Raw genomic sequence first — 24,927 nt, 5'->3', positions numbered from 1 at the left:
ACCTAGGAAAATCGTTTAAAACTATGTAATCTCCACATTGCAATCAATTCTTAATTCTTCCACTGTAGCTTCTACTTCATCAATGTCATCAACATTATGATCATAATCCAAGCAAATCTCTCTTATCTGAAATTTACTAGCTAAAGCATCCATACTAGAATGTTGTCCTATAGTTTTTGGAGTTAATTCTACTAATCTAAATTTCTTCGATTTTGTATTTTGAAAAGTTACTGACCGCTTATCGAAATCAACGTCTCGTTTCTTCAAATATAAAGTTTCATCTACCCTTCCTAATGTGTCTAGCAATGTATGTAAAAGCACATATGATCTAAATTGAGCATAATAACTCTTATTAAAGGAATTAAAAATTCGCTTTATTTCATCTACCGTCAATGTTTCAACCTTATGTTTTTGGAACTTTACATTACGAATTTCATTAAAGACATTTTCTTTCAGCACTTCTTCACGTTTCAAAATATTAAAAGCAGCACGTGCTTTTTGAAGGTAGTTATTTACACTAGTTGGCTTCCCCCCCTTCTTTGCAACTTGCTTAAATTTACTACTTGTATCAGATTTTTCGTGAAGCAACCAATTAATAAAATCCCTAGCGTCATTTAAAGTGATATCATCTACTCTTGTATCTTTTTCAAAGAATGCAATTAAATCATTAAAAACGAGATTATATTGATTTAAAGTGGATTGAGCCATACCTTCTAAAGTTTTAATTTTAATAATTTTCTCTTTAGCTTCTTCAAGATTTATTTGAGCTACTTTTGCTCCCTTTCTTATTCGCTTTGCACACAAAAAGGCAACCCCCTTTGAATATGGAAGTTGCCTTAACAGTTTAGGTAGTTTTTTTATTATGGACAAATTTCAGTCTTAGTGACTATTTACTTACCCTCTAAAAACCCTATTATATCAACGTTTATCAAGTATTTTTTGAAAAGGAATCAGCTGACCTACTTGTTTTTTATCATTCGAAAAATCACCTTATTTAATGTAAACAAATGTTTTTATCCTACTTTTCTACTATACTCCAAACAAAATGACTTTAAAAGAGATAATGGGCTATTTTTTGAAACTATTGTCAATCTTTTCTCCCTATTAATAAAGAAAAACAGCACATCCATGTGCTGCTTCTCCCAAGTTCATATAATTTATGACACTATATATCTTTGCGCCTTAAATAGAGTCAAATACTTGACGCAGTTGAGCTGCGCTTTTATTGATCGCCTGCTGAGCGAGTGGGACAAATTCATGAAACCCTAAAAACCCGTGAATCATTGTTTCATAATTTTCATAGGTGACGGGGACACCGTGATTTTTTAATGCGTCCGCGTAGTCTTTTCCGCTATCTCTTAAAGGATCATACTGTGCTGTAATAATGGTAGCGCTTGGTAGACTCGATAAATCTTCTAGTAATACCGGAGCGTTATAAGGATGCTGTTCTTCTTCTTTATTATTTAAGTACTGAAGGCGAAACCAATCCATGAGATCTTTTGAAAGGAAATATCCTTCCGCATTTTCTTTCATAGAGGCAGGGTGCTGATTTTTAAATCCTAAAGATGGATAAATAAGCAGCTGATGAACAATGGATGGACCTTGTCTTTCTTTTGCTAAAATGCTCACAACCGCAGCAAGGTTGCCACCGGCACTGTCCCCACCGACGGCAATTTTATTTGAATCGATATTTAACTGAGACGCATGAGCTGAAATCCAATCCAAGGCTTCATAGGCATCGTTTACTGCAGCGGGAAATTTATCTTCAGGAGCAAGACGATAATCAACAGACACCACAATACAGTTTGCTCCATTTGCATACGACCTGCATATAGAGTCATGAGTATCCAAGCTTCCTAATACCCAGCCTCCTCCGTGATAATAAACAAGAGCGGGAAATGGCCCTGTTCCTTCAGGTTCATACACTCGTATAGTGAGCGTACGTTCATTTAATTCAATGTCTTTATTATAAACTTTTTTAACTGCTTCTTTGGAAGGAGTTAAAGACATCTTTTCCATTTCTCTCAGCTGCGGGGGTGTAACGTCCTCTAAAGAAGGACGGGGCATTTCATTATATTGATTTAGAAATATTTGAATATGCGGATCTAACGGCATTCTTCTTCTCTCTCCTTTCAAGGTAACTCTATATGTAATGATGAATGAAATTTCAGAAAAAATCCAATATATTGTCTTCTCGGCAGGCTTTTGTTTGTTTTAATTAAAAATGGGTATAACAATTAAATAAAGAGGATGATATTCGTATATATTTTATTCTCACCTATATAAATATAAATACGTACAAAGGAGGCACACTGATGATTATTGTTTATATAAGCTTAGCTGTTGTTTTGGCATCACTTGCGTATCTTATTTACGCAGGCGTATCATTTAATAAAAAAATCAAGCCAACTGTGAACTCTGTAAATGCCACTTCTCAACATCTGCAAAACGAAACTGATCATATCAAAGAAAAAACAAATCATTTAAAAGTAACACAAGCAGCTATTAAAACCGATGTACAGTACAAAAAAGATTCGGTCAAATATACAGCCAACTCATTTAAACAGCTTGTTAATAGCTTTAAACGTTGAAAAAGGAAACCTCTATAAAGGTTTCCTTTTTTATTACATCGCCTGAGACGTATCTTTAGGAGGTGCAGCCGTTTTGTTTCGGTGATAAATAGCGTTAATCTCTCCTCCAATAACGAGAATTAACCCCGTTAAAAATAGCCAAAGCATCAGAACAATCACGCCTCCTAAGCTTCCATAAGTAGCAGAATAATTGCCAAAGTTGCTTACGTAAAATGAGAACCCTAAAGATGTTAGCTGCCATAGTAGCGTAGCAGCGAGTGCTCCGGGCCATACATGAGCAAAAGGAAATGTTTTGTTTGGCGCTAATCTGTATAATACGGATAAAACAAGTACCATAATGCCGACACCAACAATCCAGCGTAGAATATTTAAAACCACTGTTGTACCTGAAGGGAGAGAAAACCATTCGCTTATCCAATTCAACAAAACTCCTCCGAACACTGGTAAAAGAAGCGATACAACAATTGTTACAATTAATCCAATTGTTAAAAGAATGGACAGACCTCTTACTTTAATAAACGAGCGCTGTTCTTTCACGTCGTAGGCTTGGTTCATTGCACGGATAAAGGCGTTCATACCGTTTGAAGCGGACCAAATGGTTCCTAAAATCCCTACAGTCAGTAACCCCCCGTTTGGTTGGCTTACAAATTGAGCTACGTTATCTTTAAAGATTGCAGCCGTTTCTCCCGGCATAACGCTTTGAAGAAGATCGATTGCCTCTTCCGGTTTAATAGATAGATACGGAACAATCGATATCAGTAAAATAAGCATAGGGAATAATGATAGCATATAATAATAGGCTTGCTCAGCCGCTAGTCCCGTTGCTTGGTCTTCTTGAATTTCTTTACCAAGACTTTTTCCAAATGATAATAGCTTTTTCATGATAAACCTCTACTTTCTCTTTTTTTGTTCTTTTCCCATTTTATGCACTTTTCAACCTTGAAAGTGGAGAATTTCAAGCAAAATCTCCACTCAAACGACCAAGAGAAAGTAGAATGATGTTTTCTACACAAAAAAAGTTCCAGCTCAAAAGAGCCAGAACTTTTCATCAAAGTGTTTATGTAGAGCAGACTAGCGAATGTGTCCTTGTGCACCGCTTAATTGCTGTTGCGCCATTGCAACAAGATGCTTCGTCATTTCTCCACCAACAGAACCATTTGCGCGAGCCGTTTGTTCCGCGCCAAGCTGAACGTTAAGTCTCCCCGCAATTTCCGTTTTTAATTGATCAAGAAGCTGTTCAGCACCTTGAACTAAAATAGGATTACGATTTGCCATGTTTATCACTCCTTTCCTTCAACAGCTTATATAGGTTAATGTTCCTTTCACTTGAAATTTTATACAACATTCCTCAAAAAAAGATCCCTGGCTATCGCCGAGATCTTTTTTCTTTTTAAGCTTTTTTACACTCGTTCCAGAGGCATTGTGCAGCAGCGGAAAGAACCGCCGGACTTAATAATTTCAGATATATCAACTTCAATTACTTCATAGCCTCGTTTCCTTAACTCTTCATTCACTTCTGTATTCATTGGCAGGCTGATCACCCGCTGATTACCGATTGATAATACATTGGTTCCCATCGTAAACTGCTCTTCTTCTGTTACTTCAATTAAGTCATATTTCATGCGAAGTAAATTTAATTCTTTCTCATGTAAAGCTGGTGAAAATACGAGCGCTTCTGTAGGTGATAAAATATTTAACACACAATCAAGATGAAGGTAAGATCGGTCAATAGGAATCGGAACAACCTCATACGTTGGAAGCAGCTCTTGGATATGCTCCACACCTTCTCTACTTGTACGGTCGCTGAGCGCAATAAAAATAGCTTGTCCATCAATCAGCACATCTCCACCTTCAATGGGATGGTCCGGTACCTGATGGGAAGGAATACCTTGCTGCTGCAGCCACTCTGCTAGCACTTGTTCTTCTCCACTTCGAATTTCGCTGCCCATTTTCGTGACAATAATGGTATCTCCGAGCGTATAGCCAATATCCCGCGTAAATACTTGTTCTGGAAATGGCTCTTGTGCAGATAGCCCGATGACTTCCACTCCTTCTTTTTGAAGACATTCGACAAATTGACGGTGTTGCTTTGAAGCCAAGCTCTCATCAATATTTTCGTCCGCATAGTGCTTTTGTGTTTCATTAATAATTTCTTCAATTTTCATATATGTAGGTGGGCAAACAATCACACGCTTTAATGTATCATACTCATTTTTACACCCATAACTATTCGTCATTTTAGCTGGCTGTTTCATGTGCATCTTTTTAAATCCCCCTTCGTGCATTTATGTACAGTGTTCCCTAAATCTCCTGAAACATAAACACGATTTTGCTGAGGAAACACCCCTGCTTCTCTGTATAAAAACTTTTTCAGGCAAGAAAAACAAAAAAACACAATACTTCTTCTAATTACAATAACTGTTAGTATAAAATAGTCTAGTAACTGTACAAAAAATTGGAGGTTAATATGAATAAAGTAGCGAACGCATTATATGCGAGCAGGAAAATTTTATTAATACTATGGATCATCCTAATTGTCGGATTTGGCTTTTATGCGGCTAAGCTTCCTTCTGTGCTGGGAGGAAACGGATTTGAAATGAAAGGAATCTATAAAGATACCGAGCAGCTTTTAGTTGATAAATTTGATGTTAGTGAAGCTCAGGTTATCGTTTTGTTTTTAAAAAAAGACGGAGTTTCTGACTCGAAATTCCAGCAAACGATCGCTCAGTATATGCAAAAGGCAAAGGACAAATCAGACGCGTCGAAAGTTGACATACCAACGGCTTCTAACAAGATGATAAAAGGAAGCACAGCGTATGGAATTATCCACTTTAATCACGATGATGGAACGATGGATAAACGAGTGGAAAAGATCAGAACTCTTTCGGCTGAAGAAAAAGAAGTTAGTGTAAAATTAACCGGTGGTCCTATTATTGAAAAAGATATGAATACAGCAAGCCAAGCTGATTTAGCAAAAGCGGAAGCCATTGGCATTCCTGTTGCTTTAGTTGTGCTTCTTCTAGCTTTTGGCGGCGTGGTAGCCGCTGCAATTCCTCTTATGATAGGAATTGTAACCGTTGTTACTACCATGGGCGTTGTCTATTTCTTTCATCCGTACACAGAGCTATCCATCTTTATTTTAAATGTGATTCCAATGATTGGATTAGCTCTTAGTATTGACTTTGCCCTTTTATTTATTAATCGCTTTAAAGAAGAAATTCAAACAAAATCGGTAGAACAAGCAATCAAAATTACCATTCAAACAGCGGGACGCTCGGTCATATTCTCAGGATTATGCGTATTTATTGGATTAGCGGGAATGCTGTTTATTCAAGTGGATATTTTCCAAAACGTCGCTCTTGGAGGAATGGCTGTTGTTTTTATTGCTGTGTTTTCAGCTCTTACGCTTCTTCCTTCCATATTGGCTATATTAGGTACACGCATTAATCGTTTACGCATCTTAAAAGTCAGTGAACAAGGCGGTCAGTCTAGGTGGCGTTCATTCGCTACATTTGTCATGAAAAAGCCTGTAACTATGACGATTGTTTCTCTTATCATTTTGTTAGTAGCACTTATTCCCGTTCGAGACATGCATCTAGAGATACCGTCTTCAGAAGCGCTCCCAACAAAATACGAGTCCCGTCAAGCTTTTGACACATATAACGATACGTTTATAAATAAAAATACGGCAGACATTTATTTTGTGCTAGAAGCTAAGCAAGATATGCTGAATGAAAAGCCTTTAACAAATGCCTTTACTTTTATAAAACAATTAAAAGAAGATTCGTTAGTTAAGCAAGTCGATTCTATTTCTACCGCTTTAAACGTAAAATCGAGTGATCAGCTTCAAGCTATGCTGGAAAACCCGCAGATAAGTGCGCAGACAAAGCCAGCTGTAGATTCGTTCATTAACGGACATTATATGCTCATAAAAGCTACGCTAGATACAGACCAAAATTCAGATCAAGCAAAAGATTTTGTTCGAAAATGGAAAGACAAACGTTCACCTTTCACCGTTCATATTGGCGGCTATCCAAAATTTGAACAAGAAATATTCGATGAAATTTATGAAAAAGCTCCCTATGGTTTGGCTCTTGTTTTATTTTCAACGTATGTCATTTTAATGATTGCTTTTCGTTCCGTACTCATTCCTTTAAAGGCTATCATTATGAATATTTTAAGCTTAACAGCTACGTTTGGTTTACTTGTATGGCTATTTCAAAATGGACATTTAGGTCTTACCGAATCTAATATTGCTTTAGTACTGCCAGTCTTTGTTTTCGGCCTTGTATTTGGGCTTAGCATGGACTACGAAGTCTTTTTAATTTCGCGCATTCACGAAGTGTACCATCAAACCCGCGATAATAATGTGGCAACCGTAGAAGGCTTAGCTTCCACTAGTAAAATCATTACGAGCGCTGCTTTAATCATGATTGTGATTACAGGAGCCTTTGCTTTTACAGACGTAACTCCTGTTAAACAAATGGGTGTAGGAATTGCTTTAGCTATATTTATCGATGCAACGATTGTCAGAATGCTTCTTGTCCCTTCTCTTATGAAATTGCTTGGAGATGCCAACTGGTGGTTTTTCACTAAAAAACGCGATAAGTCCAGTTCCAACGAACAGTTAAAATCCTAATAAAAAACCCGCTCACTTGAGCGGGCTTTTTATTGAAGATTTCTTTATCGACTTAATTTAGCAAAAGCGATAATACCTTCTTCGTCGTCTAATTCCAGTTCTAGTCCTGCTGCGTATGGGTCTACGTTCATTTCCGTATCCAGCCAAAAGCGCAGCGCTTCAATAATGTTCAAAGTAATATGAACCTGCTTACGATCATGTACGTATGACTCTGCTGAAAAACCGTAGTCATCATCATACATTAGCTCAATCTCTACTTCTTGAGGCTGAACTTGTTTTTTTTCCGCGATATACAAACACATCGCATTGATAATATCTTGTTCAGAAATTTTTATTGTCTCCAAGATTTCACTTCCTCATTTTTACGCTTGTTGCTACGTACGCTTTGGAATAACTTTACTACAAGAAGAATTAAAGCTACAATCACAAGCATGTTTACCATAAAGCCTAAAATTGGGCCTAATGGTCCTAAGCTAGATAGTAAGCTTCCGAATAATAAGCCCGCAATTCCTCCCATTAAAAGACCTTTCATTAAGCCGCCACGCTTTGAGCTAGCCGCTGTACTCTTAGATGATGAATTTTTAGACGTATTGTTTTGCTTAACTGAATTACTGTTATTGTTTTTAAATAAGCTTGATTGGTTATTGCTTCCGCTGTCAAAAGAGCGCTTTCCTGATTTATACCCTTTTGCGCTTGCTACGTTTGAACCGTCATGAATAAGTGATCCACCGACTGGTGAAAACACAACCGCTAATGCAATAAATGCGGCCAATAATTTTTTTACCATTGTTTTCCCTCCACTAAATGACTAACGTCACATATGTTTTTTCATATATGATTTCCATATATGTTCCTACGTTTCATCATACCAAAAGGTTTCACTTTTTTATATAAAAATGCATCAAGCTCCATCAAATGTTCATAGGATTAAACTTTTGCATGTATTTTGCTACCTTCGCCTTTATTACTAATTAAAGGATATAGGTGCTTATATGACGAATACCATACGAGAAACAGTGCCTCAAAGATATAATAAAATTCATTAAAAATTGGCTTTGGAAGCTTCTAACGCTGTACATTTGCAGTTAATTGATGGTCAATGCTTCACGTTATCTACTTGCCCTTTCATAAATAAGAGCTTTCTCTTATATGAATATGTATAGATAGACTAAAGTTAAAAAGGAGAGATACGATGTTGAATGAACAGCTCCCATTATCAACAGCAAATTTATCAGATGCAATGGAAGGTGCAAACCACTTAGACTTTTCTATTAAGCCATTGCAGCGTCATTACAAACTATTTGGGCCGGCTCTTACCGTAGATACGCCTGCTGGTAATAATTACTCAGTGCTTGAAGCGATTCGACTAGCGGAGCCCGGAAGCGTGCTCGTCATTGATGGAAAAAGCTACTGTAACCGTGCCTTAGCAGGAGATTTCGTAGTAGCCATGGCGAAGCTTGTTGGAATAAGCGGTATTGTACTAGATGGTGTTATACGAGATCAGGAAGACATGGAAAAGCTTAATTTCCCTGTATTTTGTAAGGGCTCTACGATCGCAGCAAGCAGCAAAAAAGAAAAAGGAAAGGTAAACGAGATCATTTCCTGCGGGGGCGTGAAGATCCGTCCTGGGGATCTTATTGCAGGTGACGACGGTGGAGTCATTGTCATTCCAAAGGAGGAAGTCGAAGAAGTATTAGCAAAAGCACAGGAAAAGTGGCAAAAAGATAAAGACAGAGAAAATGAAGTATTAGTTAGCAAAGAAACGGTATATACGTATTTAGATAACGCCTTAAAATAAAAGACCTCCGCTTGGAGGTCTTTTATTTGTCATATTGTAAAAATTCTAATCGATTTCCGAACGGGTCGTGGACAAAAAAACGCTCTCTCCCTGCAATAGGCTCTTCTTCAGAAAGAACGCAGCCCGAATGTGCCAACTTACGTCTAAGCGTCTTGATATCTTCCACGACAAAAGCTGGATGCGCTTTTTTAGCAGGTATGTAGTCATCTTGAATACTGATATGCACTTCTTGAGTTCCACATTGAAACCATATGCCGCCTCTGTGCCTTAAATTTTCCGGCTTAAGAACAGTTTTCATTCCTAAAAGATTTTCATAAAAATTTCTTGCTTCTTGCTCGCATCCTTCTGGACCAAGAAGCTGAACATGATCAATTCCTAGAAACATCCACAAACCCCTTTCAAAAAACGTCTTCCTAAAAGTTATTAATCAATGACTCTAGGATTATGAATAACCTGCAGTTCTTTTACAGCTTGCTTCATTTCGCTTTTGCAAATTGGACAAGTTGGCTGATCTCCGCTTTTAAAGTTATCTCGAACCCAGCAATTACACGTATCTGATGTACATTCCCAAACTTTTGTTTCTTCAATAACAGCCGGCTCTAAATTTTTACGATTATACATACACATCGTCTCCTTTAAACAGTACTTTTTAAGTGGATAATAAATGAAGATTAACTTAGCGTGTAAATGTGGTAAATGGTGCAAGATAAAGTGATACTATACATCCGTAAATCAATCTTTGAGGAATACATACGGCGTCTTGAAAGACTAAAATAAAAATGAAGTTATAACAAAGCAGATAGCAGTTGCTTTTCTTAAAACAACGGGATAGTCTGAAAAGAACAAAAATGAAGATCACAAAAATTATATATTTTACTATTATAACAGAGTTTATATTTTTTTACAAATCAGCTTCCATTTACTTATTTTGCTTTTCATAAAAAAAAGCGAGCACATGATTAGGCTCGCTTTTTTTCTTATCGAGTTTGTCCGTTTCCACTCATAATGTATTTAATTGTCGTAAGCGCAGGAAGTCCCATTGGACCGCGTGCATGAAGCTTTTGAGTTGAGATCCCAATTTCAGCTCCAAATCCTAAAGCTCCTCCGTCAGTAAAACGCGTAGATGCATTATGATACAGTGCCGCTGCATCCACTAAAGACATGAAGCGTGAAACGGCTTGTTCATCTTCTGAAATGATGGCTTCAGAGTGTTTTGTTCCATATGTTTCGATATGGTCAATCGCTTCATCCACACTCTCTACTACTTTCATTGCGATTGCTAAGCGCAAATACTCTTCAGCCCAGTCTTTTTCAGCCGCTGGTTTTGCTCCAGGAATTTCACCTACTGTCGCTTTGTCACCATATACTTCAATATTATGATCATTGAATGCTTGAATCAATTCTTCTTTATGAGAATCGAGCCAGTTCTTGTGTACAAGAACCGTTTCTGCTGCGTTACACACCGCTGGTCGATCTGTTTTTGCATTAATCAGAATCGGAATAGCCTTCTTAACGTCAGCTTGTTCATCGATATAAATATGGCAGTTTCCGACTCCCGTTTCTAACACGGGAACCGTTGCGTTATTGACCACCGCTTGAATCAATGAAGCCCCTCCGCGCGGAATTAGCACGTCAATATGCTCTTTCATTGTAAATAATTCTTGCGTAGCCGCACGATCTGTACTTGAAATAAACTGTACCGCTTCTTTAGGAATTGGCGTTTCATCAAGAGCTTTATGAATAATGTCCACGATAGCTTGGTTAGATGAAATAGCTGAAGAGCCGCCTTTTAACACAATGGCATTTCCAGATTTCAACGCTAGCCCTGTTGCATCTACCGTGACGTTTGGACGTGCTTCATAAATCATTCCGATAACGCCAAGAGGCACGCGTACTTGCTTTACATCTAGACCGTTATCCAATTTCCAGCTTGATAAGATATCTCCTGTTGGATCGTCTAGCTCAGCAACTTCACGAAGGCCATTAGCAAATTCTTTTACACGTTCCGCTGAAAGAGCAAGGCGATCCATCAGCGCTTCGTCAAACCCTTTTTCTTTACCGTTTTTTAAGTCTACTTCATTTGCTTTTAAAATATACTCCGTGTTGTTTTCAAGTGTAGAGGCAATCGTTAACAGCGCATCATTTTTTTGTTCTGTTGTTAGTAAACTTAATTTCTTAGCTGCTTTTTTTGCTGAAATAGCTTGTTCTTCTACTGAATACTTTTCATTTGTTTGTAACACCAAATCACTCCTGGATTCGTTTTAGTTTTGTTTGATTTTAAAGTGTGAGGCATAAGAGGTAAATGCAATCATGCAAAGAAAAGGAAGGGCTCCTTTTCTTTACAGCATGTTTGCTTACAAACCGACCGGTACTGGAATTTCTAAGTGACACACTAGACCTTCGCTGTCTACAATCGGTTGATCAATTGGCTCATTCAGTGCAAGTTCATCAGATGAATAATTTGTCACGCCAAGAGCCAGCTCATTTTCGTCTTTATCTAGAATACGTACAACTGCTCGTTCACTAAAGTGGCCTTTAATATATTTAACATGCTCGCGAAGTAAAGGCTCTTTATCTTCAATAATTGCACGTTTCGCCGCATCTTCGACTACTATTTCCCCTTCAGGACCAGAGTTAAACGCAATCCACTGCTTTTTCTGATTAAGGTTCGCAGAATCATCTTCAGATTCAAAATACGTTCCTGTTGCATCTCCGTCAACCGCTTGTGTTAAAATGTTTGGCACGCCGGCTCTTCCTAAAAATGCTGGAATTCCTGACGCCATAGCGATTTTGAACGCGTCAATTTTCGAGCGCATACCGCCTGTTCCAACTGAACTTCCTGAATCTCCTGCAGATTCTTCGATTTCTTGCGTGATTTCCCCTACGTGAGGAACTAATTTTGCATTTGGATCCTGGCGAGGGTCCGCGCTGTATAAGCCATCGATATCCGATAAAATAATAAGCAGGTCGGAATCTACTAGTCCAGCAACTTTAGCTGAAAGTGTATCATTATCGCCAAATTTTAATCGATTGATGGTTACCGTGTCGTTTTCATTGACAATTGGCACAATGCCGCGTTCTAACAGCACGTTAATTGTATTTCGTGCATTGTTGTAACGATTTTCGTCTGAAAAATCGTCTCTTGTAATTAAGATTTGAGAAGCAACGTATCCATGTGATAGAAACAGTTCTGAATAAGCTTCCATTAACAGTCCTTGACCGATTGAGGCAGCTGCTTGTTTTTCAGGTAAAGAGCTAGGTCGCTCTAAGCAGCCAAGCTTGCGGTACCCTGCAGCTACAGCTCCTGATGAAACCAACAGCACTTCATGACCGCTATCTTTTAAGTCTACGACTTGATCGACAAGGCGCTCGAGCTTCCGTCTGCTGATTTCGCCGTGTGAACTTGTTAATGAACTACTTCCAATTTTAATTACAACCCGCTTCTTATTGTCGGGACTCATCAAATCACTCCTAGTGTGTTCTGTATGTTTTCTTGTTTATGATTTATTTTTTGTGGTGAGGAATTCACGAAGAAGATAAGTGACGAATTAATTAGTACTTGCCACTTTTTGTAGTTGAGCACTCATTTCTTTTGAACGCTTTGATGCTCCTTTGACTGCTTGCATCATTGCTTCTCCGCCGCCGTGTTTAGCTAAGGCGTCTAAACCAGCTGCTGTTGTACCGTTTGGAGACGTCACATTTTCACGAAGCTCCGTCGGCGTTTCATCTCTTTCCATCATCATTCTTGCTGCACCGTAAATGGTTTGGGCGCCAATTTCACGTGCTAGCTCAGGATCGAGACCTTCTTCTTTAGCTGCTTTTTCGATATGCTCCATAAGGAAATAAAAATAAGCGGGTCCACTTCCGGCAATTCCTGTGAAAATGTCCATTTGTGGCTCATCAATCACGTATACTTTTCCGATTGCAGAAAGCAGCTCTTTTGCTGTTAGCACAGCATCCATTGCAGCATATTGACCTGGAGATATAGCCGTTGCTGATTGCTGAATCATACTTGATGTATTCGGCATCACTCGAATGACCTGCTGTTCATCATGCAATAACTCTTCCATGTAAGAAGACGAAATCCCTGCAAGAACAGATAGGACAAGCTGGTCTTTGTTGATTTGAGGCTTTAATTCGTTTAATGCCTCTTCAGCGCCTTTTGGCTTCATCGCTAGAATAAAAACATCAATGTCATCTGTTTTCAGCTCGCTGCGCTTTACTGCTGTGATACCATATCTATTTTCAAGTTCATGCAGTCGCGCATCATTGCTTCGATTTGTTACGATAATATTTTCAGCAGGTAATTTCTTTGCATTGACCATACCGGAAATCATCGCTTCAGCCATTGATCCAGCACCTAAAAAAGCAACTTTTTGTTTTTGATCCATCAAATCTCCCCTGTCATTTGTTCGTATTTTTGTTCTCGTTTCTTTCAACGGTTCCTATAGTAACATGCTGAAAAAGAGTGTCAAGTTGGATTTAACCGTTTTTTTCCTCCTTGAGCGTATAACGTTATGCATATGTAAGCGTAAACAAAACTTTTTTAAATATTTTTTTCTGCAAAAAAAAACGATTTTTTTTATAAAAATACGTTTATATAAAGAAAATCGGGGCATATTATATAGTTTGGACTTTTAAATTTTTTTGCAAAAAATAGAGGAATTTTGAAAACGTTATTTGAACAATATAATAGGTTTGCTAAAATGAACCTATGTACCAGCATCTTGGTTTTTTTTGAAAAAATTTACTTTTGATGTAAACCACGCTGTGCTGTCGACATTAAAATAGACAAAACGACATACAATCTAATCTACGAAGTGTCTAAACATTATTGGAGGTTCTATTATGAAGAACAACTCGTTTTCTACAGTTCCATCGTCTACAGAAGGAATAGAGAAACAGGATTTACACGTTGTGGGAATTGGCGCTTCTGCCGGAGGGTTAGAAGCTATTGAGCAGTTTTTCGCTAATATGCCTTCACCAAATGGAATGGCGTTTATTATTGTGCAGCACCTTTCCTCTAAATATAAAAGCTTTATGCCAGAACTTTTAGCAAAAAAAACAGGAATGAATATCAAACTGACACAAGACGGGATGACTTTACAAGAAGACACAATTTATTTAAATCCTCCCCATCATTATGTGACCGTTGTTGATCATACTCTTCGCCTTCGTCCTTATGAAGAAAATGATCAGGTAAAGTATCCGATTGACGCCTTTTTTCATTCTCTGGCTGCTGCAAAAAAACACCGGTGCACAGCCATTATTTTATCGGGAAAAGGAAATGATGGAACAGGAGGAGCAAAAACGATACGAGAGTATGGCGGAACTGTACTTGTACAAGATGAAAGCACAGCAAAGTACAGAGATATGCCCCTAAGCGCTATTGATGCACACCTTGCTGATTATATTCTATCTCCTGCTGATATGCCTGACCTTGTGCAAACGCATGTCAGCCAAACTGAATTTACATATAATGAAGAAACGCTGCAATACATTTATTCATTAATAAAGAAGAAAACAGGCATCGACTTCTCTATGTACAAAAAAAACACGGTGCTGCGACGACTTGAAAAGAGAATGGCTTTACTCGATCCGCCCTCTCAAACGATGGAAGAATACCGGGACTATTTATGTAAAGAAGCCGAAGAAATCGTCGAACTGCAGCGAGACTTGCTGATTGGAGTGACACAATTTCTTAGAGATAAAGAAGCATTCTCTATTATTGAAGAACAAGTCATCCCTCAATTAGTTGAAAGAAAGATTCATAGTCAAGAAGATGAAATCCGCATCTGGGTAGCAGGTTGTTCTACTGGTCAAGAAGCATATACATTAGCTATTTTGCTTCATGACTACTTATCAACAATCAACCGTTATTTCGATGTCCGAATCTTTGCTACGGACATCGATCGTCATGCAATCAAAAGAGCTAGTCAAGGTATTTATGAAGAAGCGGAAGTTCATTCCTTCTCAGCAGCTCAGATTAATGAATATTTTGAGCAAACAAAACACGGGAGTTATCAAGTAAAAAAAACAATCCGCAAAATGATTGTTTTTGCCCCCCATAATATAGGAAAAGACTCGCCTTTTGTAAACGTTGATTTAATTAGCTGCCGAAATATGATGATTTACTTCCAAGCTGAACTGCAGCAGCGCATTCTGTCTCTTTTTCATTTTTCTTTGACAGAAGAAGGCGTACTTTTTTTAGGCCCTAGCGAAACAACGGGAAACTTGTCTGATTTGTTCCGCCCTATCAACAGTAAGTGGAAAATATTTAAGCGTTCCGGACAGCCCAGCCGACAAATTACGGGAGCTTTTAATCTTTCAAAATCCAACTTGCATGAAGGTGATTTTTCTAGCGTGCCGCTGCCAAGTCAACTTTATAAGCCTCTTCCTTCGCTTAAATTAGATGAGATGTATCAGTCAATGATTGATCACTTTATGAGCCCTTGTCTCGTATTAAATGAATACAACGAAGTAATATTTTGTTCAAAAGAAGCGACTCAGCTTATTAACGTTCCTGTAGGGAAAATTAATTATACAATTTTCAAAATGGTTCCTGTTCACGTCTCTTTAGCCATTGGAGCAGCTATTAAACGCGTAAAAGAGCAAGGTATGAGCGTATGCTGTCAGCACATTGAGTTTGTCATAAACAACGTGCAGCGCCGCTTTAATATTACGATATCTGCTCTTCCAACAAATCACTCTCTTTACTTACTTATGTTTGATGAACAGACAGATAGTGCCATTATTGATAAGGGAGAGCCCATGTTTCTTAATCAAACAAGCTCTATTAGTGAGCTTGTAGTAGATTTAGAGCAAGAGCTTCATTATACGCAGCAGCATTTGCAAACGACGATTGAAGAGCTAGAAACAGCAAATGAGGAGCTAAAGTCCACGAATGAAGAACTGATTGCTTCCAACGAAGAGCTGCAGTCCACAAATGAAGAATTGCAGTCTGTTAATGAAGAGTTAATTAGTGTTAACAACCAGTATGAGCGAAAGATTGAAGAATTAACGGACTTAAACAACGATATCGATAATTTATTAATCAGCACAACTATTGCTACCATCTTTTTAGACGAGCAGCTGAATATTAAATTATTTACGCCGGAAACGAAAACAGTGATCAACGTTCTTCATCAAGATATCGGAAGACCTTTCTTTCATATTTCGCATAACTTTAGATATGACCATCTAATCGAGGACGCAATGCATGTTTTAAGAACAAATAACACCCTTCAAAAAGAAATTCAAAGCTACGATAACCAATGGTACAGCATGAAAATGATGCCTTATCGTACAAATGAGAATTTAATTAACGGTGTAGTTATTACGTTTATTAATATTACAGAAATTAAACGGTCAAATGAAGAATTGGCTATTACATCATTTGCAGTTGCTCACAGTCCTACGGGCATTTTTATTACCGATCATCAAGGTAAAATTAAGTACATTAATCAAAAGTTCATGGAACAAAAGCATGCGCCGCAGGAAGTATTTGGTTTACACCTTTATGACTTATATACAAAAAAGCTGGGGGTTAAAAGATTCCCTAAGATTTGGAATGAAGTATACAGAGGAGAAAAATGGAACGGAGAAATTTCCTACGTTCAAGAAGGCGGAGAAACCGTTTGGGAACAGTTAGCCTTAATGCCTGTTAAAAATGATCAGGATGAAATCATCCATTACATTGGGTTAAGCGAAGACATTTCACAGCGCAAACAGTCGGAAATGATGCTCAAAAATTCAGAGATGCTGTCAGCACTTGGACAGCTGGCTGCTGGCATTGCCCATGAAATACGAAACCCTCTTACATCATTAAAGGGCTTTTTACAGCTTATGATGCAAGAAGAAACGTATAAAAAAGAATATATGGATGTCATGATGTCCGAGTTTAACCGCTTAGAACTGATCATTAGCGAACTGCTCATTCTAGCCAAACCCGAAGTCGTAAAATATGAAAATAAACAGATAAATTTAATTCTTCAGGACGTATGTACGCTGCTGCATACACAGGCCATTCTTAAAAACATTACTATTTCAACAGATTTTGAAGAAAAATTACCTGTTGTTCATTGTATTGAAAAAGATATGAAACAAGTATTTATCAACATGGTGAAAAATTCTATTGAAGCGATGGATGACCCCGGGTCTATTCTGGTGGTATCTAAATTTGATCCAGATACAAATCAAGTAGTCGTCCAAGTGATAGATGAAGGAAAAGGCATGCCGAAAGATCGATTAACACGAATTAGCGAGCCTTTCTATACAACAAAAGAAAAAGGAACAGGATTAGGATTGATGGTGAGTCACAAAATCATTAGTAATCATAAAGGAAGCATTTCGTATGATAGTGAAGAAGGAAAAGGAACAACGGTAGAAATCCGATTGCCGCTTTCTTAATGTACTTTGTTCTTCTGCCTTAAACATTCAAGCTCCTGATTAATTACATCTTGGATGTCAAACAAATGTGTAGAGACCAATTCAATATATTCTCCTTTTCCTGCTTCAATTACGTCGGAGCGGATAATACTTAGGAGGTCTTGAATGGTTAGCACATTTGTTTTCATTTCTCGAAAATGACGCTGAAGATCAACTAGTTGCATTTTTTTCGCCGTTTCTACATCTGTTTCCCTGACTGAAAAATCTTGGTTCACTTGTGATGAGTCTTGCATAAGCATAGAGCGAAACTGTTGAAGAGTTGATTGAACACTCGTCATATGCTCATGAATAGGATAGCAGAAAACAGCGTGCAGCGAATGATAGGCTTCAGGCTTAAAATGAAAATCAAAAAGAGCAACCGGGTTAGAAAACGTGCGCATATTTACTTCGATTTGCACTTCTTCCTTTCCCTGGAGTGCTCTTTTTACTTTTTCTTGGCTGTCTTCATCAACTAGATCTAAAAAGTTCTGAACAGGCGGGAAATTTTTCGTGACGCTTGGTGTAAATTCAATTATTTCGTTGTCTTTATTGAGTAAAAACATTGGAACCGGAATGTGTTGAATCGGCAAACTGATCATATTTCTTCCCCCATTGCTAACATTTTATCTTGCGTCGAACTTTCTTTATTGTTGATTAGAAGCCAGTCTTTAAAAGCTTGAATATGATTAATGAATATGGTTCTTGAAGATCCTGAAGCCGACAAATCGTGCTTGTTGAGAAGCCTGCTGCCCACTAATACAAGAGGACTTTGCGGCATGTTTTCAATCTCAGCAATGTATTTTTGTAAATCAGGCAGCAAATGCACTTGTGAGACAGATAAGCACACTACATCAGGGTCCCTTCTTTCAATGCTTTTTAGAGCAAACGGCAGCGGCAAGTTTGCTCCTAAATTTTTAACTTCCCATCCCTGTTCTCTCATAAGTCCTGCAATCATTTTAATACCTAAGTAATGCTCTTCTCCTTCAATGCAAAAAAGAAGTGCTCGATGGCGCTGAAGCAATTGATGCTGTGACAGCTGAAAGCGAGTTAACACATAGTCACAGGTTGCAGTAGCCAGATGCTCGTCCGCGACTGAAATTTTATTTTCTTGCCACCTTTTCCCTATCTCGTACATTGCTTCTGTCAGAAACGTGTATACGTCAGTTGAAGAATGGCCTTCTTCTATATATATAGCAATGAGCAACCAGCTTTTTTGAACGTTTCCTTCTAGCAAACAATCAGCTAAAGCCGCTATATTACGAGAATAAACGATAAGATCACGCCCTTTTCCTAAAGTTACAATAAATCTCTAGGCAAAACTTCCTTTTTGCACGATGGACAACATGCGTAGACGCCTTTATTTTCATCATACTCTACGTTCATTGGCTGCTTGCATGCTTTACATACAGCATGTACGTAGTTTAAATATTTTTCCACTAATAAACGTGTTGCCCCACTTGTTTTCCCGCAATAATAGCAAATAAACCTTACTTTTCCTTTTTTTGTTATCTCTACTTCTCGCATATGCTGACAAGATTCACAGCGATCCCAGCTGCGAAGGTAATTGTTCAAAGAATATTGTGGTTTATTTGTTTCTATATACATTTTCGTTTCTTGATTTCTTGTTTTATCTTCGGTAAAGTCAATTGACCGAATAAGCTGTTTAGCGCCTAGCTTTGATTCAATTCTAGCTGCCATAAATGCTTCATTCTTTCCGCCATAAGGCATATTGATCCATATAGTGGATTCATCGATGATAAGCAGTGACATCGGAACAGCAGATGAAATGACATGAGCACCGTCAATTCGAACTTCTGTTGGTTCACGAGTAAGAACGGTCACTTCACCTTTAAACGAATTTAACACATCCCGTATTTCTTGAGGAACGAGGGAAGCATAAGGAATACACAACAAAATCTGCTGCCGAGCTTGATATAAGTCTTTTTTTAACTGATTGCTGTTCGATGGATGGTACCAAATCAATTTAGGATGCTGAATGACTTCTTTTAAAAACTGCTGAGGTTGGTATACTTTTTGATTTTCGTTAAAGTGGTTGACCAACTTCCATAACGCTCGCTCCTTTGGTACACGCTGCTGGGCAAACGACTCGTCTGAAAGCATAATAAATTTTCCTTTTGAACGCGTCACCGCCACATTTACCAATCGATCGCTATTTTCATTTGTTAAAAGTAACCCTGGTTTTGACTGCGGCTTTGTATCGACCGTATCAAAAATCATGATATCTCGTTCCGCGCCTTGAAATTTGTGTACGGTTGCTGCAATTATACCGCTAGCTGGTTCAATATCTTGAAGAAATGCGTTGATCAATTTAGCTTGGGACTTATAAGGAGTTACATAGCCAAGAGTAGCTGAAGAAGCTTTGCGTGCCCGCAGCATCAAACTTACCGCCAAAACAGCCGTTATCACATTGTAACGTGAGCCGGAAGTGACATCTCGCATAGCGGAAGAATGCAAATGACCAATGTTAAGCATAAACGCTGCTTCATGAGCAAACGGCCGGCTGCCTGCTACCACTTCTCGACTTGTTGTGACAGATGGATGATCTGCTACTCGATTGCCGTAAATATAGCGATTTGTAAAAGCTGAGATATCTTTATGCATTCTTCTTTGCTTCGTCAGCATAAAAAGATGCGGGTGTATCTCACCGCTTTCTACTTGCTCTACAAGACCCGTCTGCTCAAATAAATCTCGCTGCAGCCACTTCTTCACTTCAGCATGAGAAGATTGAGATACCGGGGGAAGCTGTTTAAAATCGCCGCATACGACAATTCGTTTTCCTAACGTAGCTGCAAAAGCAATTTGCGGTGCATATGCCATGCTAATTTCATCTACCACAACCATATCAAATTCACTTTGATAAAGTAATCGGTCAATAGCCGCTTTTGATAAAGTAGTGCCTACAATATACGCTTGATCAAAAACATTTTTCTCCGCTTCAATCCACTTGTTACGAAGGGCGTTTAGCTTTTTGTTAACTTGCTGAAGCTGGTGAGCTCTATTGGGATACCTGCTTAAGTAAACTCGTTCTTCTTGTAGATCACGCATCTCCTGAGCTAAATCCGGATCATCTTCTCCAATGACTTCTTCTACTTTTATATTTTCTAAGCCGCTGCTTTTTGTTGCTCCGTATCGAATGAGTTTTCCTTTTTTCCAAGCTTCTTTCTTTTTTAACTGACGCGCAGTTTCTTGCAGCAAACCGTCCACCGCTGCATTACTGTGAGATAATAAAAGGATCCGCTTTGATTTCCGGTAATAGCTTGCCGCGATTTTGGATAGCGTATATGTTTTTCCAGTTCCAGGAGGACCCCAAATATACGTAGTACGGTTATAACGTGCTCGCAGCAACACTTCATGAAGAGCGTTCTTAGACGTATACTCCTTATGACGAACAGGACTATCACCTCCCATAAGACGTTTGATTCTTACTATTTTTTGCTTGTAATCTTTTGCTTCCGTGAGTCTATCAATGAGAGCCTGCAATAATTCCCATGGTTCGTTATATATATCGAGTTCGTCTACTTCTTGTCCAATAAATGCATCTATTTTAAGGTACAAATCAAATCCTTCTGTTCCGATAACTTCTCCTTTACTTTCTTTATGCTGGTGGACAAGGCGTACCTGAGCTCCATCAAAAAGGTATAAATCGGCTGTGCGTTCAAACCGGTAAAGATACGCATCTCCCTGCTGCCCTAAGTACTCTCCTTTTCCTACCGTATACTTTTCTCCGCCGTGTTTCTTCATATAATTAATCTCAATTGAAAGTGCGCGCACCCATGCTTTTAAATATGAAGAGATAGAGCGTTTTTCCATAGATGTCTAACTCCCTTTTTATCCGTTCATTTCTAACTTGTCTATTCTATCATGTCATTTGAATATAGCATAGCTTCTTTCCTTTTCATTTTTATAAAAGTAGAATACCTTTTTTACTATTCTATCTCTATAGACAAATTAAGACTTTTTTCATCATAATCGTAAAAAAAACGCGTTTTTTCTATATCTTTAGACGTATTGTTACAAACTTGTAATATAAAACCCACCATTTTGTCATGAGTTTGTTACATATTGCTGATAGAATAAGAGACAACTATTGGAAATAAAGGAGAAATATTAGATGAAAAAACACATTTTTACATTAGGGGCCACAGCTTTAGTATCAATTGGAATTGCAGACGCAGCATCTGCTGACACAGACACGCATAAAGTAAAAGCTGGAGAAACGTTATTCAGCATCTCACAGCAGCATAATGTAACAGTTGAAGACTTAAAAAAGTGGAACGGTCTTTCTTCCACATTAATTTATGCAAACCAAACATTACAAATTGGATCTACATCTACTGACTCTCCATCTAGTTCAACTCCAACTACGACATCTTCAAATCATACATATACAGTAAAATCAGGCGACACGCTTTATCGTATCGCTAAAAACAACGGTACTTCTGTACAGCAGCTAAAAGAGTGGAATAACTTATCTAGTCATTTAATTTATGTGAATCAAGTACTAAAAATAAGCGGAACAGGAACTGTTTCATCATCACCTTCAGCACCTGTACAAGAAAAAACAAACGAAACGCAAGCATCCCCGGCTCCCAGTAAAAGTTACAAAGTTCAGCCTGGAGATACAATGTGGAGCATAGCACAGCGCCACGGCATTTCAATTTCTCAATTAAAACAATGGAATAACTTATCGTCTAATACGATTTACATTAATCAAGTGCTACAAGTAGGCGGACAAGCTGCAGCTCAGGCGAAACCATCAACACCGTCAACTTCAGCACCGTCAACTTCAACGCCGGCACCTGCTCCAGCGCAAGAAAGCAAGTCGGTTTCAAAAGAGATTACGGTTGAAGCAACAGCTTATACTGCTTACTGTGCGGGCTGCAGTGGAATCACTGCTACAGGCATCGACCTAAGGTCAAATCCTAATCGAAAAGTAATTGCAGTGGATCCTCGCGTGATTCCATTAGGTTCTCGCGTATACGTAGAAGGTTACGGAGAAGCAATTGCTGGAGATACTGGTGGTGCCATTAAAGGTACTCGCGTTGATTTATTTATGGCATCTCAAAGCTCAGCTTTAAATTGGGGACGCAAAACGGTAAAACTTCAAATTTTAGATTAATCCCTAAAAGCAGAAGCGTGTTAGTCGCTTCTGCTTTTTAATTTTTTTTCAAACATAATCATATCGATAGCTTGCAAGCCATTCTCGTAAATGGGTGGAACGTACTGCAAAAAGAAATTCTTTTTGACACCACTTTGATAAAAGCCTGCCTTTTTATAAAATGCTATGTTTTCAAGGCTGGAGTCCGCTGTTCCTACAATCATTTTAGAATAATGGTTACACTCATACAATGCTTCTAACTTTTTAATGACTTTGCTGCCGATTCCTTTTCCTCTGTATGCTTTTTTTAAACCAATATTCTTTACTTCTACTGCCGATTCCTCTTCATCGGTGAGGCACTGCACAACCCCTATCTCCTTCTTTTCATACACAATGGTAAATAAGGAACCTTCATTTATATACGACTTCACTACTTTTTCGTCTTCATCCCCTATTAATAGCAGGTTCAAATAGGAAGCGCGCCTGTCTTTGTGGATTTCAATAAGGTCGATACTCATTTTCATCCTCCAAAAAATAAGTCAATAATATTGCTGCCTCTTGAAGATGATTTATTATATAGCTCTGAATACCCGCAGCTCGTGCAATATACCACCGTAAATTGATTGTGCTGAACGTCTAAGTATCTAGACAGCCCCGTTCCCGTTGTAGCAATTTCTTTTGTTTTTGCTTCTGTATGTCCGCATTTTACACAACCGTTTTTCCCCATTGTCATACTCCTTTATAAATAAAATAATTTCTTATTTATATAAACGGACAGAAAAGGAAAAAGTTTCATTTAATTGATAAATAAAGGAAAGTAAGAAACCGCATCTCCAACAGAAGATGCGGTTTCTTACTTTTAATATCAACGTTCTAACTGTACACTCGATTTCTATGACAGCATTTCTCTTTTCATAATTTCAACGTTTTTTTGATGACATTGTGCGGTGAAATCAGAGGGAAACGCCAGTTTATCATTTAGCTTATCGAGCGCTTCTTTACTGTTTTCTTTCACTGCCGCTTGCAGTTCATCTAAATAAGAGCTGGCCATCTCCACTCGTCTTTGAATTTCAACTCGGTGATGTGTCGTTTTCCCGTGCCCGGGAACTAGCGTTAGATTTTGGTAATTAGCTAAAATGTGTCGCGCAGTGGCAAGCGTGTCGCGGTAATCTTTTACACTTTCATATATGTACGGATATTCAAAATCCGATAAATAATCCCCTGCAATCCATATCGAATCATCGACAATCATAAATAGGCCATCGTTTGTATGACCTTTTGCAAAATAACAGGTAATGGATGTTTCGCCTAAAGTAATATGCTGTTCATTTTCGGTTACAACAATATCTAACTCTGGGAATATAATATCATGAGATCTTTTTATATAATAGTCATGATCAAACTGCTTAATCATTTGAACTTTTTCTTCTTTGTCCGGGTGATGTTCTAAAAATTTGCTGCCGATAAAGGTGGCATTTAATTCTAAGAAAGCGCCATACCCAATGACGTGATCAAAATCTCCGTGAGTAAAAAACACATACAGTTTGCGATGATTTAAGATCTCTTGAACATGCTGCTTAATTTCATTAATTTCGTGAGGAAGCCATGTTGGATCAACAACAATGACACAGTTTTTTGTTTCGATTACTGCAGATGTTGTTTGAAATAGCGCGCTTTCAAAAACCGTCATTTGCTCCGTTTTATATTGAATCATGAGAACAGCTCCTTATTTTTTCTATCACCTTTATTATAGCGGAAATAGAAAGATAAGGGCGCGTATGACGGTTTATAAAACGAAACTATGCAAGATGTGATAAAATGCGGAACCAGCCAAACAATGAAATCCAAATAGGAATACTAAATAAGGTTCCCCAAAATAAACCTTTCAAAAAGTTCCCTTGATTCATTCTGATATTCCTCACCTTCATCGTATGTTGGTTCTTAGTCTAGCGCAGCTTAATGAAATTTTAGTGAAAAATAAAAAAAGAAGCAGTTGCTTCTTTTTTTATTTATTATAAAATTGATGATCGTACTTAATTTTCGGCAGCTCGCGTACTTCCTGCGACATTTCTGTTCCGCACATCGGACAGTTATAATCAACTGTAACAAAATCTTCTCTCATCCACCCATTACATGATTCAGATTGACACGCATATACAGTCGTATCCATCATTTGATCTACTTCTTCTTCTACGGCTTTTTTTGCAAAATACATGTACACAGCTCCCTTTTTTTCTTAGTATATGTAAAATTCCCATTTTTTATTTACAGCTTGATTACTTTTTCATCCGGCGTTATTGGACACCACTATTTAATTGTGTATAATTGAATAAAAAGCAATAGACTGGAGGCA

At 38.1% G+C, this 24,927-nt stretch carries 24 protein-coding genes; 5 read left to right on the top strand and 19 right to left on the bottom strand.

Annotated elements, in window-relative coordinates:
- Positions 1 to 21 precede the first annotated feature (21 nt).
- Positions 22 to 804, bottom strand: a complete 783-nt coding sequence (locus JNUCC25_RS11685) for a tyrosine-type recombinase/integrase (RefSeq protein WP_407728376.1) — start codon at positions 802 to 804, stop codon at positions 22 to 24.
- A gap of 378 nt (positions 805 to 1,182) precedes the next feature.
- Positions 1,183 to 2,115: an alpha/beta hydrolase gene (locus tag JNUCC25_RS11680; protein ID WP_013057000.1), complete on the bottom strand. Its 933-nt coding sequence runs from the start codon at positions 2,113 to 2,115 to the stop codon at positions 1,183 to 1,185.
- Positions 2,116 to 2,315: 200 nt separating this feature from the next.
- On the opposite strand from JNUCC25_RS11680, the gene JNUCC25_RS11675 reads away from it, so the two are divergent.
- Positions 2,316 to 2,591 carry a hypothetical protein gene (locus JNUCC25_RS11675; RefSeq protein WP_025752355.1) on the top strand — a complete coding sequence of 92 codons (276 nt, stop codon included), beginning with the start codon at positions 2,316 to 2,318 and terminating at the stop codon, positions 2,589 to 2,591.
- A gap of 33 nt (positions 2,592 to 2,624) precedes the next feature.
- Here JNUCC25_RS11675 and JNUCC25_RS11670 read toward each other — a convergent pair whose 3' ends face one another.
- The 3 genes from JNUCC25_RS11670 to JNUCC25_RS11660 all read right to left on the bottom strand — a co-directional run bounded on the left by JNUCC25_RS11670 (position 2,625) and on the right by JNUCC25_RS11660 (position 4,852).
- A complete protein-coding gene (locus JNUCC25_RS11670) occupies positions 2,625 to 3,473 on the bottom strand; it encodes a YihY/virulence factor BrkB family protein (protein WP_013056998.1) in 849 nt (282 codons plus the stop codon).
- Positions 3,474 to 3,662: 189 nt separating this feature from the next.
- Positions 3,663 to 3,866, bottom strand: a complete 204-nt coding sequence (locus tag JNUCC25_RS11665; RefSeq protein ID WP_013056997.1) for an alpha/beta-type small acid-soluble spore protein — start codon at positions 3,864 to 3,866, stop codon at positions 3,663 to 3,665.
- Between the two features lie 125 nt (positions 3,867 to 3,991).
- Positions 3,992 to 4,852: a dimethylarginine dimethylaminohydrolase family protein gene (locus tag JNUCC25_RS11660; protein ID WP_064471663.1), complete on the bottom strand. Its 861-nt coding sequence runs from the start codon at positions 4,850 to 4,852 to the stop codon at positions 3,992 to 3,994.
- A 206-nt stretch (positions 4,853 to 5,058) separates the two neighbouring features.
- On the opposite strand from JNUCC25_RS11660, the gene JNUCC25_RS11655 reads away from it, so the two are divergent.
- Positions 5,059 to 7,230: an MMPL family transporter gene (locus JNUCC25_RS11655; protein ID WP_407728375.1), complete on the top strand. Its 2,172-nt coding sequence runs from the start codon at positions 5,059 to 5,061 to the stop codon at positions 7,228 to 7,230.
- 44 nt (positions 7,231 to 7,274) lie between these two features.
- Here the strand turns inward: JNUCC25_RS11655 and JNUCC25_RS11650 are convergent, their stop codons facing one another.
- On the bottom strand, positions 7,275 to 7,574 hold the full coding sequence (locus tag JNUCC25_RS11650) for a YxcD family protein (RefSeq protein WP_013056994.1): 300 nt from the start codon (positions 7,572 to 7,574) through the stop codon (positions 7,275 to 7,277).
- A complete protein-coding gene (locus tag JNUCC25_RS11645) occupies positions 7,562 to 8,017 on the bottom strand; it encodes a hypothetical protein (RefSeq protein WP_013056993.1) in 456 nt (151 codons plus the stop codon). The genes JNUCC25_RS11650 and JNUCC25_RS11645 overlap by 13 nt, the downstream gene beginning before the upstream one ends.
- A 405-nt stretch (positions 8,018 to 8,422) precedes the next feature.
- Between JNUCC25_RS11645 and JNUCC25_RS11640 the strand changes: the two genes are divergently transcribed.
- The gene (locus JNUCC25_RS11640) at positions 8,423 to 9,028 is read left to right on the top strand and encodes an RraA family protein (protein ID WP_064471661.1); all 606 of its coding nucleotides are present in this window, start codon (positions 8,423 to 8,425) and stop codon (positions 9,026 to 9,028) included.
- Positions 9,029 to 9,050: 22 nt separating this feature from the next.
- Here JNUCC25_RS11640 and JNUCC25_RS11635 read toward each other — a convergent pair whose 3' ends face one another.
- From JNUCC25_RS11635 to proC, 5 genes are all read right to left on the bottom strand, one after another.
- Complete coding sequence (locus JNUCC25_RS11635) at positions 9,051 to 9,413, bottom strand: VOC family protein (RefSeq protein ID WP_013056991.1); 363 nt, start codon at positions 9,411 to 9,413, stop codon at positions 9,051 to 9,053.
- A gap of 38 nt (positions 9,414 to 9,451) precedes the next feature.
- A complete protein-coding gene (locus JNUCC25_RS11630; RefSeq protein ID WP_013056990.1) occupies positions 9,452 to 9,649 on the bottom strand; it encodes a cold-shock protein in 198 nt (65 codons plus the stop codon).
- Positions 9,650 to 10,005: 356 nt separating this feature from the next.
- The gene (locus JNUCC25_RS11625) at positions 10,006 to 11,268 is read right to left on the bottom strand and encodes a glutamate-5-semialdehyde dehydrogenase (protein ID WP_064471660.1); all 1,263 of its coding nucleotides are present in this window, start codon (positions 11,266 to 11,268) and stop codon (positions 10,006 to 10,008) included.
- A 114-nt stretch (positions 11,269 to 11,382) separates the two neighbouring features.
- Positions 11,383 to 12,489, bottom strand: coding sequence for a glutamate 5-kinase (gene proB / locus JNUCC25_RS11620; RefSeq protein ID WP_013056988.1), 1,107 nt, complete (start codon positions 12,487 to 12,489; stop codon positions 11,383 to 11,385).
- Positions 12,490 to 12,576: 87 nt separating this feature from the next.
- Positions 12,577 to 13,419 (bottom strand): pyrroline-5-carboxylate reductase, encoded by an 843-nt coding sequence (proC, locus tag JNUCC25_RS11615; RefSeq protein WP_013056987.1) that lies wholly within the window; start codon positions 13,417 to 13,419, stop codon positions 12,577 to 12,579.
- A 457-nt stretch (positions 13,420 to 13,876) separates the two neighbouring features.
- Between proC and JNUCC25_RS11610 the strand changes: the two genes are divergently transcribed.
- The gene (locus JNUCC25_RS11610) at positions 13,877 to 17,437 is read left to right on the top strand and encodes a CheR family methyltransferase (protein WP_029321681.1); all 3,561 of its coding nucleotides are present in this window, start codon (positions 13,877 to 13,879) and stop codon (positions 17,435 to 17,437) included.
- Here the strand turns inward: JNUCC25_RS11610 and JNUCC25_RS11605 are convergent.
- Genes JNUCC25_RS11605 through JNUCC25_RS11595 form a run of 3 tightly spaced genes read right to left on the bottom strand, consistent with a single transcriptional unit; the run spans position 17,434 to position 21,286 of the window.
- Complete coding sequence (locus JNUCC25_RS11605; RefSeq protein WP_013056985.1) at positions 17,434 to 18,054, bottom strand: hypothetical protein; 621 nt, start codon at positions 18,052 to 18,054, stop codon at positions 17,434 to 17,436. The two genes, JNUCC25_RS11610 and JNUCC25_RS11605, sit on opposite strands and share 4 nt — an antisense overlap.
- Complete coding sequence (locus tag JNUCC25_RS11600) at positions 18,051 to 18,710, bottom strand: cobalamin B12-binding domain-containing protein (RefSeq protein WP_263033223.1); 660 nt, start codon at positions 18,708 to 18,710, stop codon at positions 18,051 to 18,053. The genes JNUCC25_RS11605 and JNUCC25_RS11600 overlap by 4 nt, the downstream gene beginning before the upstream one ends.
- A 41-nt stretch (positions 18,711 to 18,751) precedes the next feature.
- On the bottom strand, positions 18,752 to 21,286 hold the full coding sequence (locus JNUCC25_RS11595; RefSeq protein ID WP_029321677.1) for an AAA domain-containing protein: 2,535 nt from the start codon (positions 21,284 to 21,286) through the stop codon (positions 18,752 to 18,754).
- A gap of 301 nt (positions 21,287 to 21,587) precedes the next feature.
- On the opposite strand from JNUCC25_RS11595, the gene JNUCC25_RS11590 reads away from it, so the two are divergent.
- Positions 21,588 to 22,595, top strand: a complete 1,008-nt coding sequence (locus JNUCC25_RS11590) for a LysM peptidoglycan-binding and 3D domain-containing protein (RefSeq protein ID WP_082888758.1) — start codon at positions 21,588 to 21,590, stop codon at positions 22,593 to 22,595.
- Positions 22,596 to 22,615: 20 nt separating this feature from the next.
- On the opposite strand, the gene JNUCC25_RS11585 is transcribed toward JNUCC25_RS11590, so the two are convergent.
- The 4 genes from JNUCC25_RS11585 to JNUCC25_RS11570 all read right to left on the bottom strand — a co-directional run bounded on the left by JNUCC25_RS11585 (position 22,616) and on the right by JNUCC25_RS11570 (position 24,789).
- A complete protein-coding gene (locus JNUCC25_RS11585; RefSeq protein ID WP_029321673.1) occupies positions 22,616 to 23,092 on the bottom strand; it encodes a GNAT family N-acetyltransferase in 477 nt (158 codons plus the stop codon).
- 2 nt (positions 23,093 to 23,094) lie between these two features.
- A complete protein-coding gene (locus JNUCC25_RS11580; protein ID WP_016764047.1) occupies positions 23,095 to 23,301 on the bottom strand; it encodes a zinc ribbon domain-containing protein in 207 nt (68 codons plus the stop codon).
- Positions 23,302 to 23,466: 165 nt separating this feature from the next.
- Complete coding sequence (locus JNUCC25_RS11575) at positions 23,467 to 24,288, bottom strand: MBL fold metallo-hydrolase (protein ID WP_029321671.1); 822 nt, start codon at positions 24,286 to 24,288, stop codon at positions 23,467 to 23,469.
- A 291-nt stretch (positions 24,289 to 24,579) separates the two neighbouring features.
- Positions 24,580 to 24,789, bottom strand: coding sequence for a cold-shock protein (locus JNUCC25_RS11570; RefSeq protein ID WP_013056977.1), 210 nt, complete (start codon positions 24,787 to 24,789; stop codon positions 24,580 to 24,582).
- Positions 24,790 to 24,927: the final 138 nt, after the last annotated feature.

It is taken from the genome of Priestia sp. JNUCC 25, assembly GCF_053667915.1.
This window is presented reverse-complemented; position numbering and strand designations above follow the sequence as displayed.

What these genes read in the sequence shown, in the direction of transcription:
- JNUCC25_RS11680 (WP_013057000.1), bottom strand. Translation starts at nt 2,115, where the DNA reads ATGCCGTTAGATCCGCATATTCAAATATTTCTAAATCAATATAATGAA.
- JNUCC25_RS11675 (WP_025752355.1), top strand. Translation starts at nt 2,316, where the DNA reads ATGATTATTGTTTATATAAGCTTAGCTGTTGTTTTGGCATCACTTGCG.
- JNUCC25_RS11670 (WP_013056998.1), bottom strand. Translation starts at nt 3,473, where the DNA reads ATGAAAAAGCTATTATCATTTGGAAAAAGTCTTGGTAAAGAAATTCAA.
- JNUCC25_RS11665 (WP_013056997.1), bottom strand. Translation starts at nt 3,866, where the DNA reads ATGGCAAATCGTAATCCTATTTTAGTTCAAGGTGCTGAACAGCTTCTT.
- JNUCC25_RS11660 (WP_064471663.1), bottom strand. Translation starts at nt 4,852, where the DNA reads ATGCACATGAAACAGCCAGCTAAAATGACGAATAGTTATGGGTGTAAA.
- JNUCC25_RS11655 (WP_407728375.1), top strand. Translation starts at nt 5,059, where the DNA reads ATGAATAAAGTAGCGAACGCATTATATGCGAGCAGGAAAATTTTATTA.
- JNUCC25_RS11645 (WP_013056993.1), bottom strand. Translation starts at nt 8,017, where the DNA reads ATGGTAAAAAAATTATTGGCCGCATTTATTGCATTAGCGGTTGTGTTT.
- JNUCC25_RS11640 (WP_064471661.1), top strand. Translation starts at nt 8,423, where the DNA reads ATGTTGAATGAACAGCTCCCATTATCAACAGCAAATTTATCAGATGCA.
- JNUCC25_RS11635 (WP_013056991.1), bottom strand. Translation starts at nt 9,413, where the DNA reads ATGTTTCTAGGAATTGATCATGTTCAGCTTCTTGGTCCAGAAGGATGC.
- JNUCC25_RS11630 (WP_013056990.1), bottom strand. Translation starts at nt 9,649, where the DNA reads ATGTATAATCGTAAAAATTTAGAGCCGGCTGTTATTGAAGAAACAAAA.
- proB (WP_013056988.1), bottom strand. Translation starts at nt 12,489, where the DNA reads ATGAGTCCCGACAATAAGAAGCGGGTTGTAATTAAAATTGGAAGTAGT.
- proC (WP_013056987.1), bottom strand. Translation starts at nt 13,419, where the DNA reads ATGGATCAAAAACAAAAAGTTGCTTTTTTAGGTGCTGGATCAATGGCT.
- JNUCC25_RS11610 (WP_029321681.1), top strand. Translation starts at nt 13,877, where the DNA reads ATGAAGAACAACTCGTTTTCTACAGTTCCATCGTCTACAGAAGGAATA.
- JNUCC25_RS11605 (WP_013056985.1), bottom strand. Translation starts at nt 18,054, where the DNA reads ATGATCAGTTTGCCGATTCAACACATTCCGGTTCCAATGTTTTTACTC.
- JNUCC25_RS11595 (WP_029321677.1), bottom strand. Translation starts at nt 21,286, where the DNA reads ATGGAAAAACGCTCTATCTCTTCATATTTAAAAGCATGGGTGCGCGCA.
- JNUCC25_RS11590 (WP_082888758.1), top strand. Translation starts at nt 21,588, where the DNA reads ATGAAAAAACACATTTTTACATTAGGGGCCACAGCTTTAGTATCAATT.
- JNUCC25_RS11585 (WP_029321673.1), bottom strand. Translation starts at nt 23,092, where the DNA reads ATGAGTATCGACCTTATTGAAATCCACAAAGACAGGCGCGCTTCCTAT.
- JNUCC25_RS11580 (WP_016764047.1), bottom strand. Translation starts at nt 23,301, where the DNA reads ATGGGGAAAAACGGTTGTGTAAAATGCGGACATACAGAAGCAAAAACA.
- JNUCC25_RS11575 (WP_029321671.1), bottom strand. Translation starts at nt 24,288, where the DNA reads ATGATTCAATATAAAACGGAGCAAATGACGGTTTTTGAAAGCGCGCTA.
- JNUCC25_RS11570 (WP_013056977.1), bottom strand. Translation starts at nt 24,789, where the DNA reads ATGTATTTTGCAAAAAAAGCCGTAGAAGAAGAAGTAGATCAAATGATG.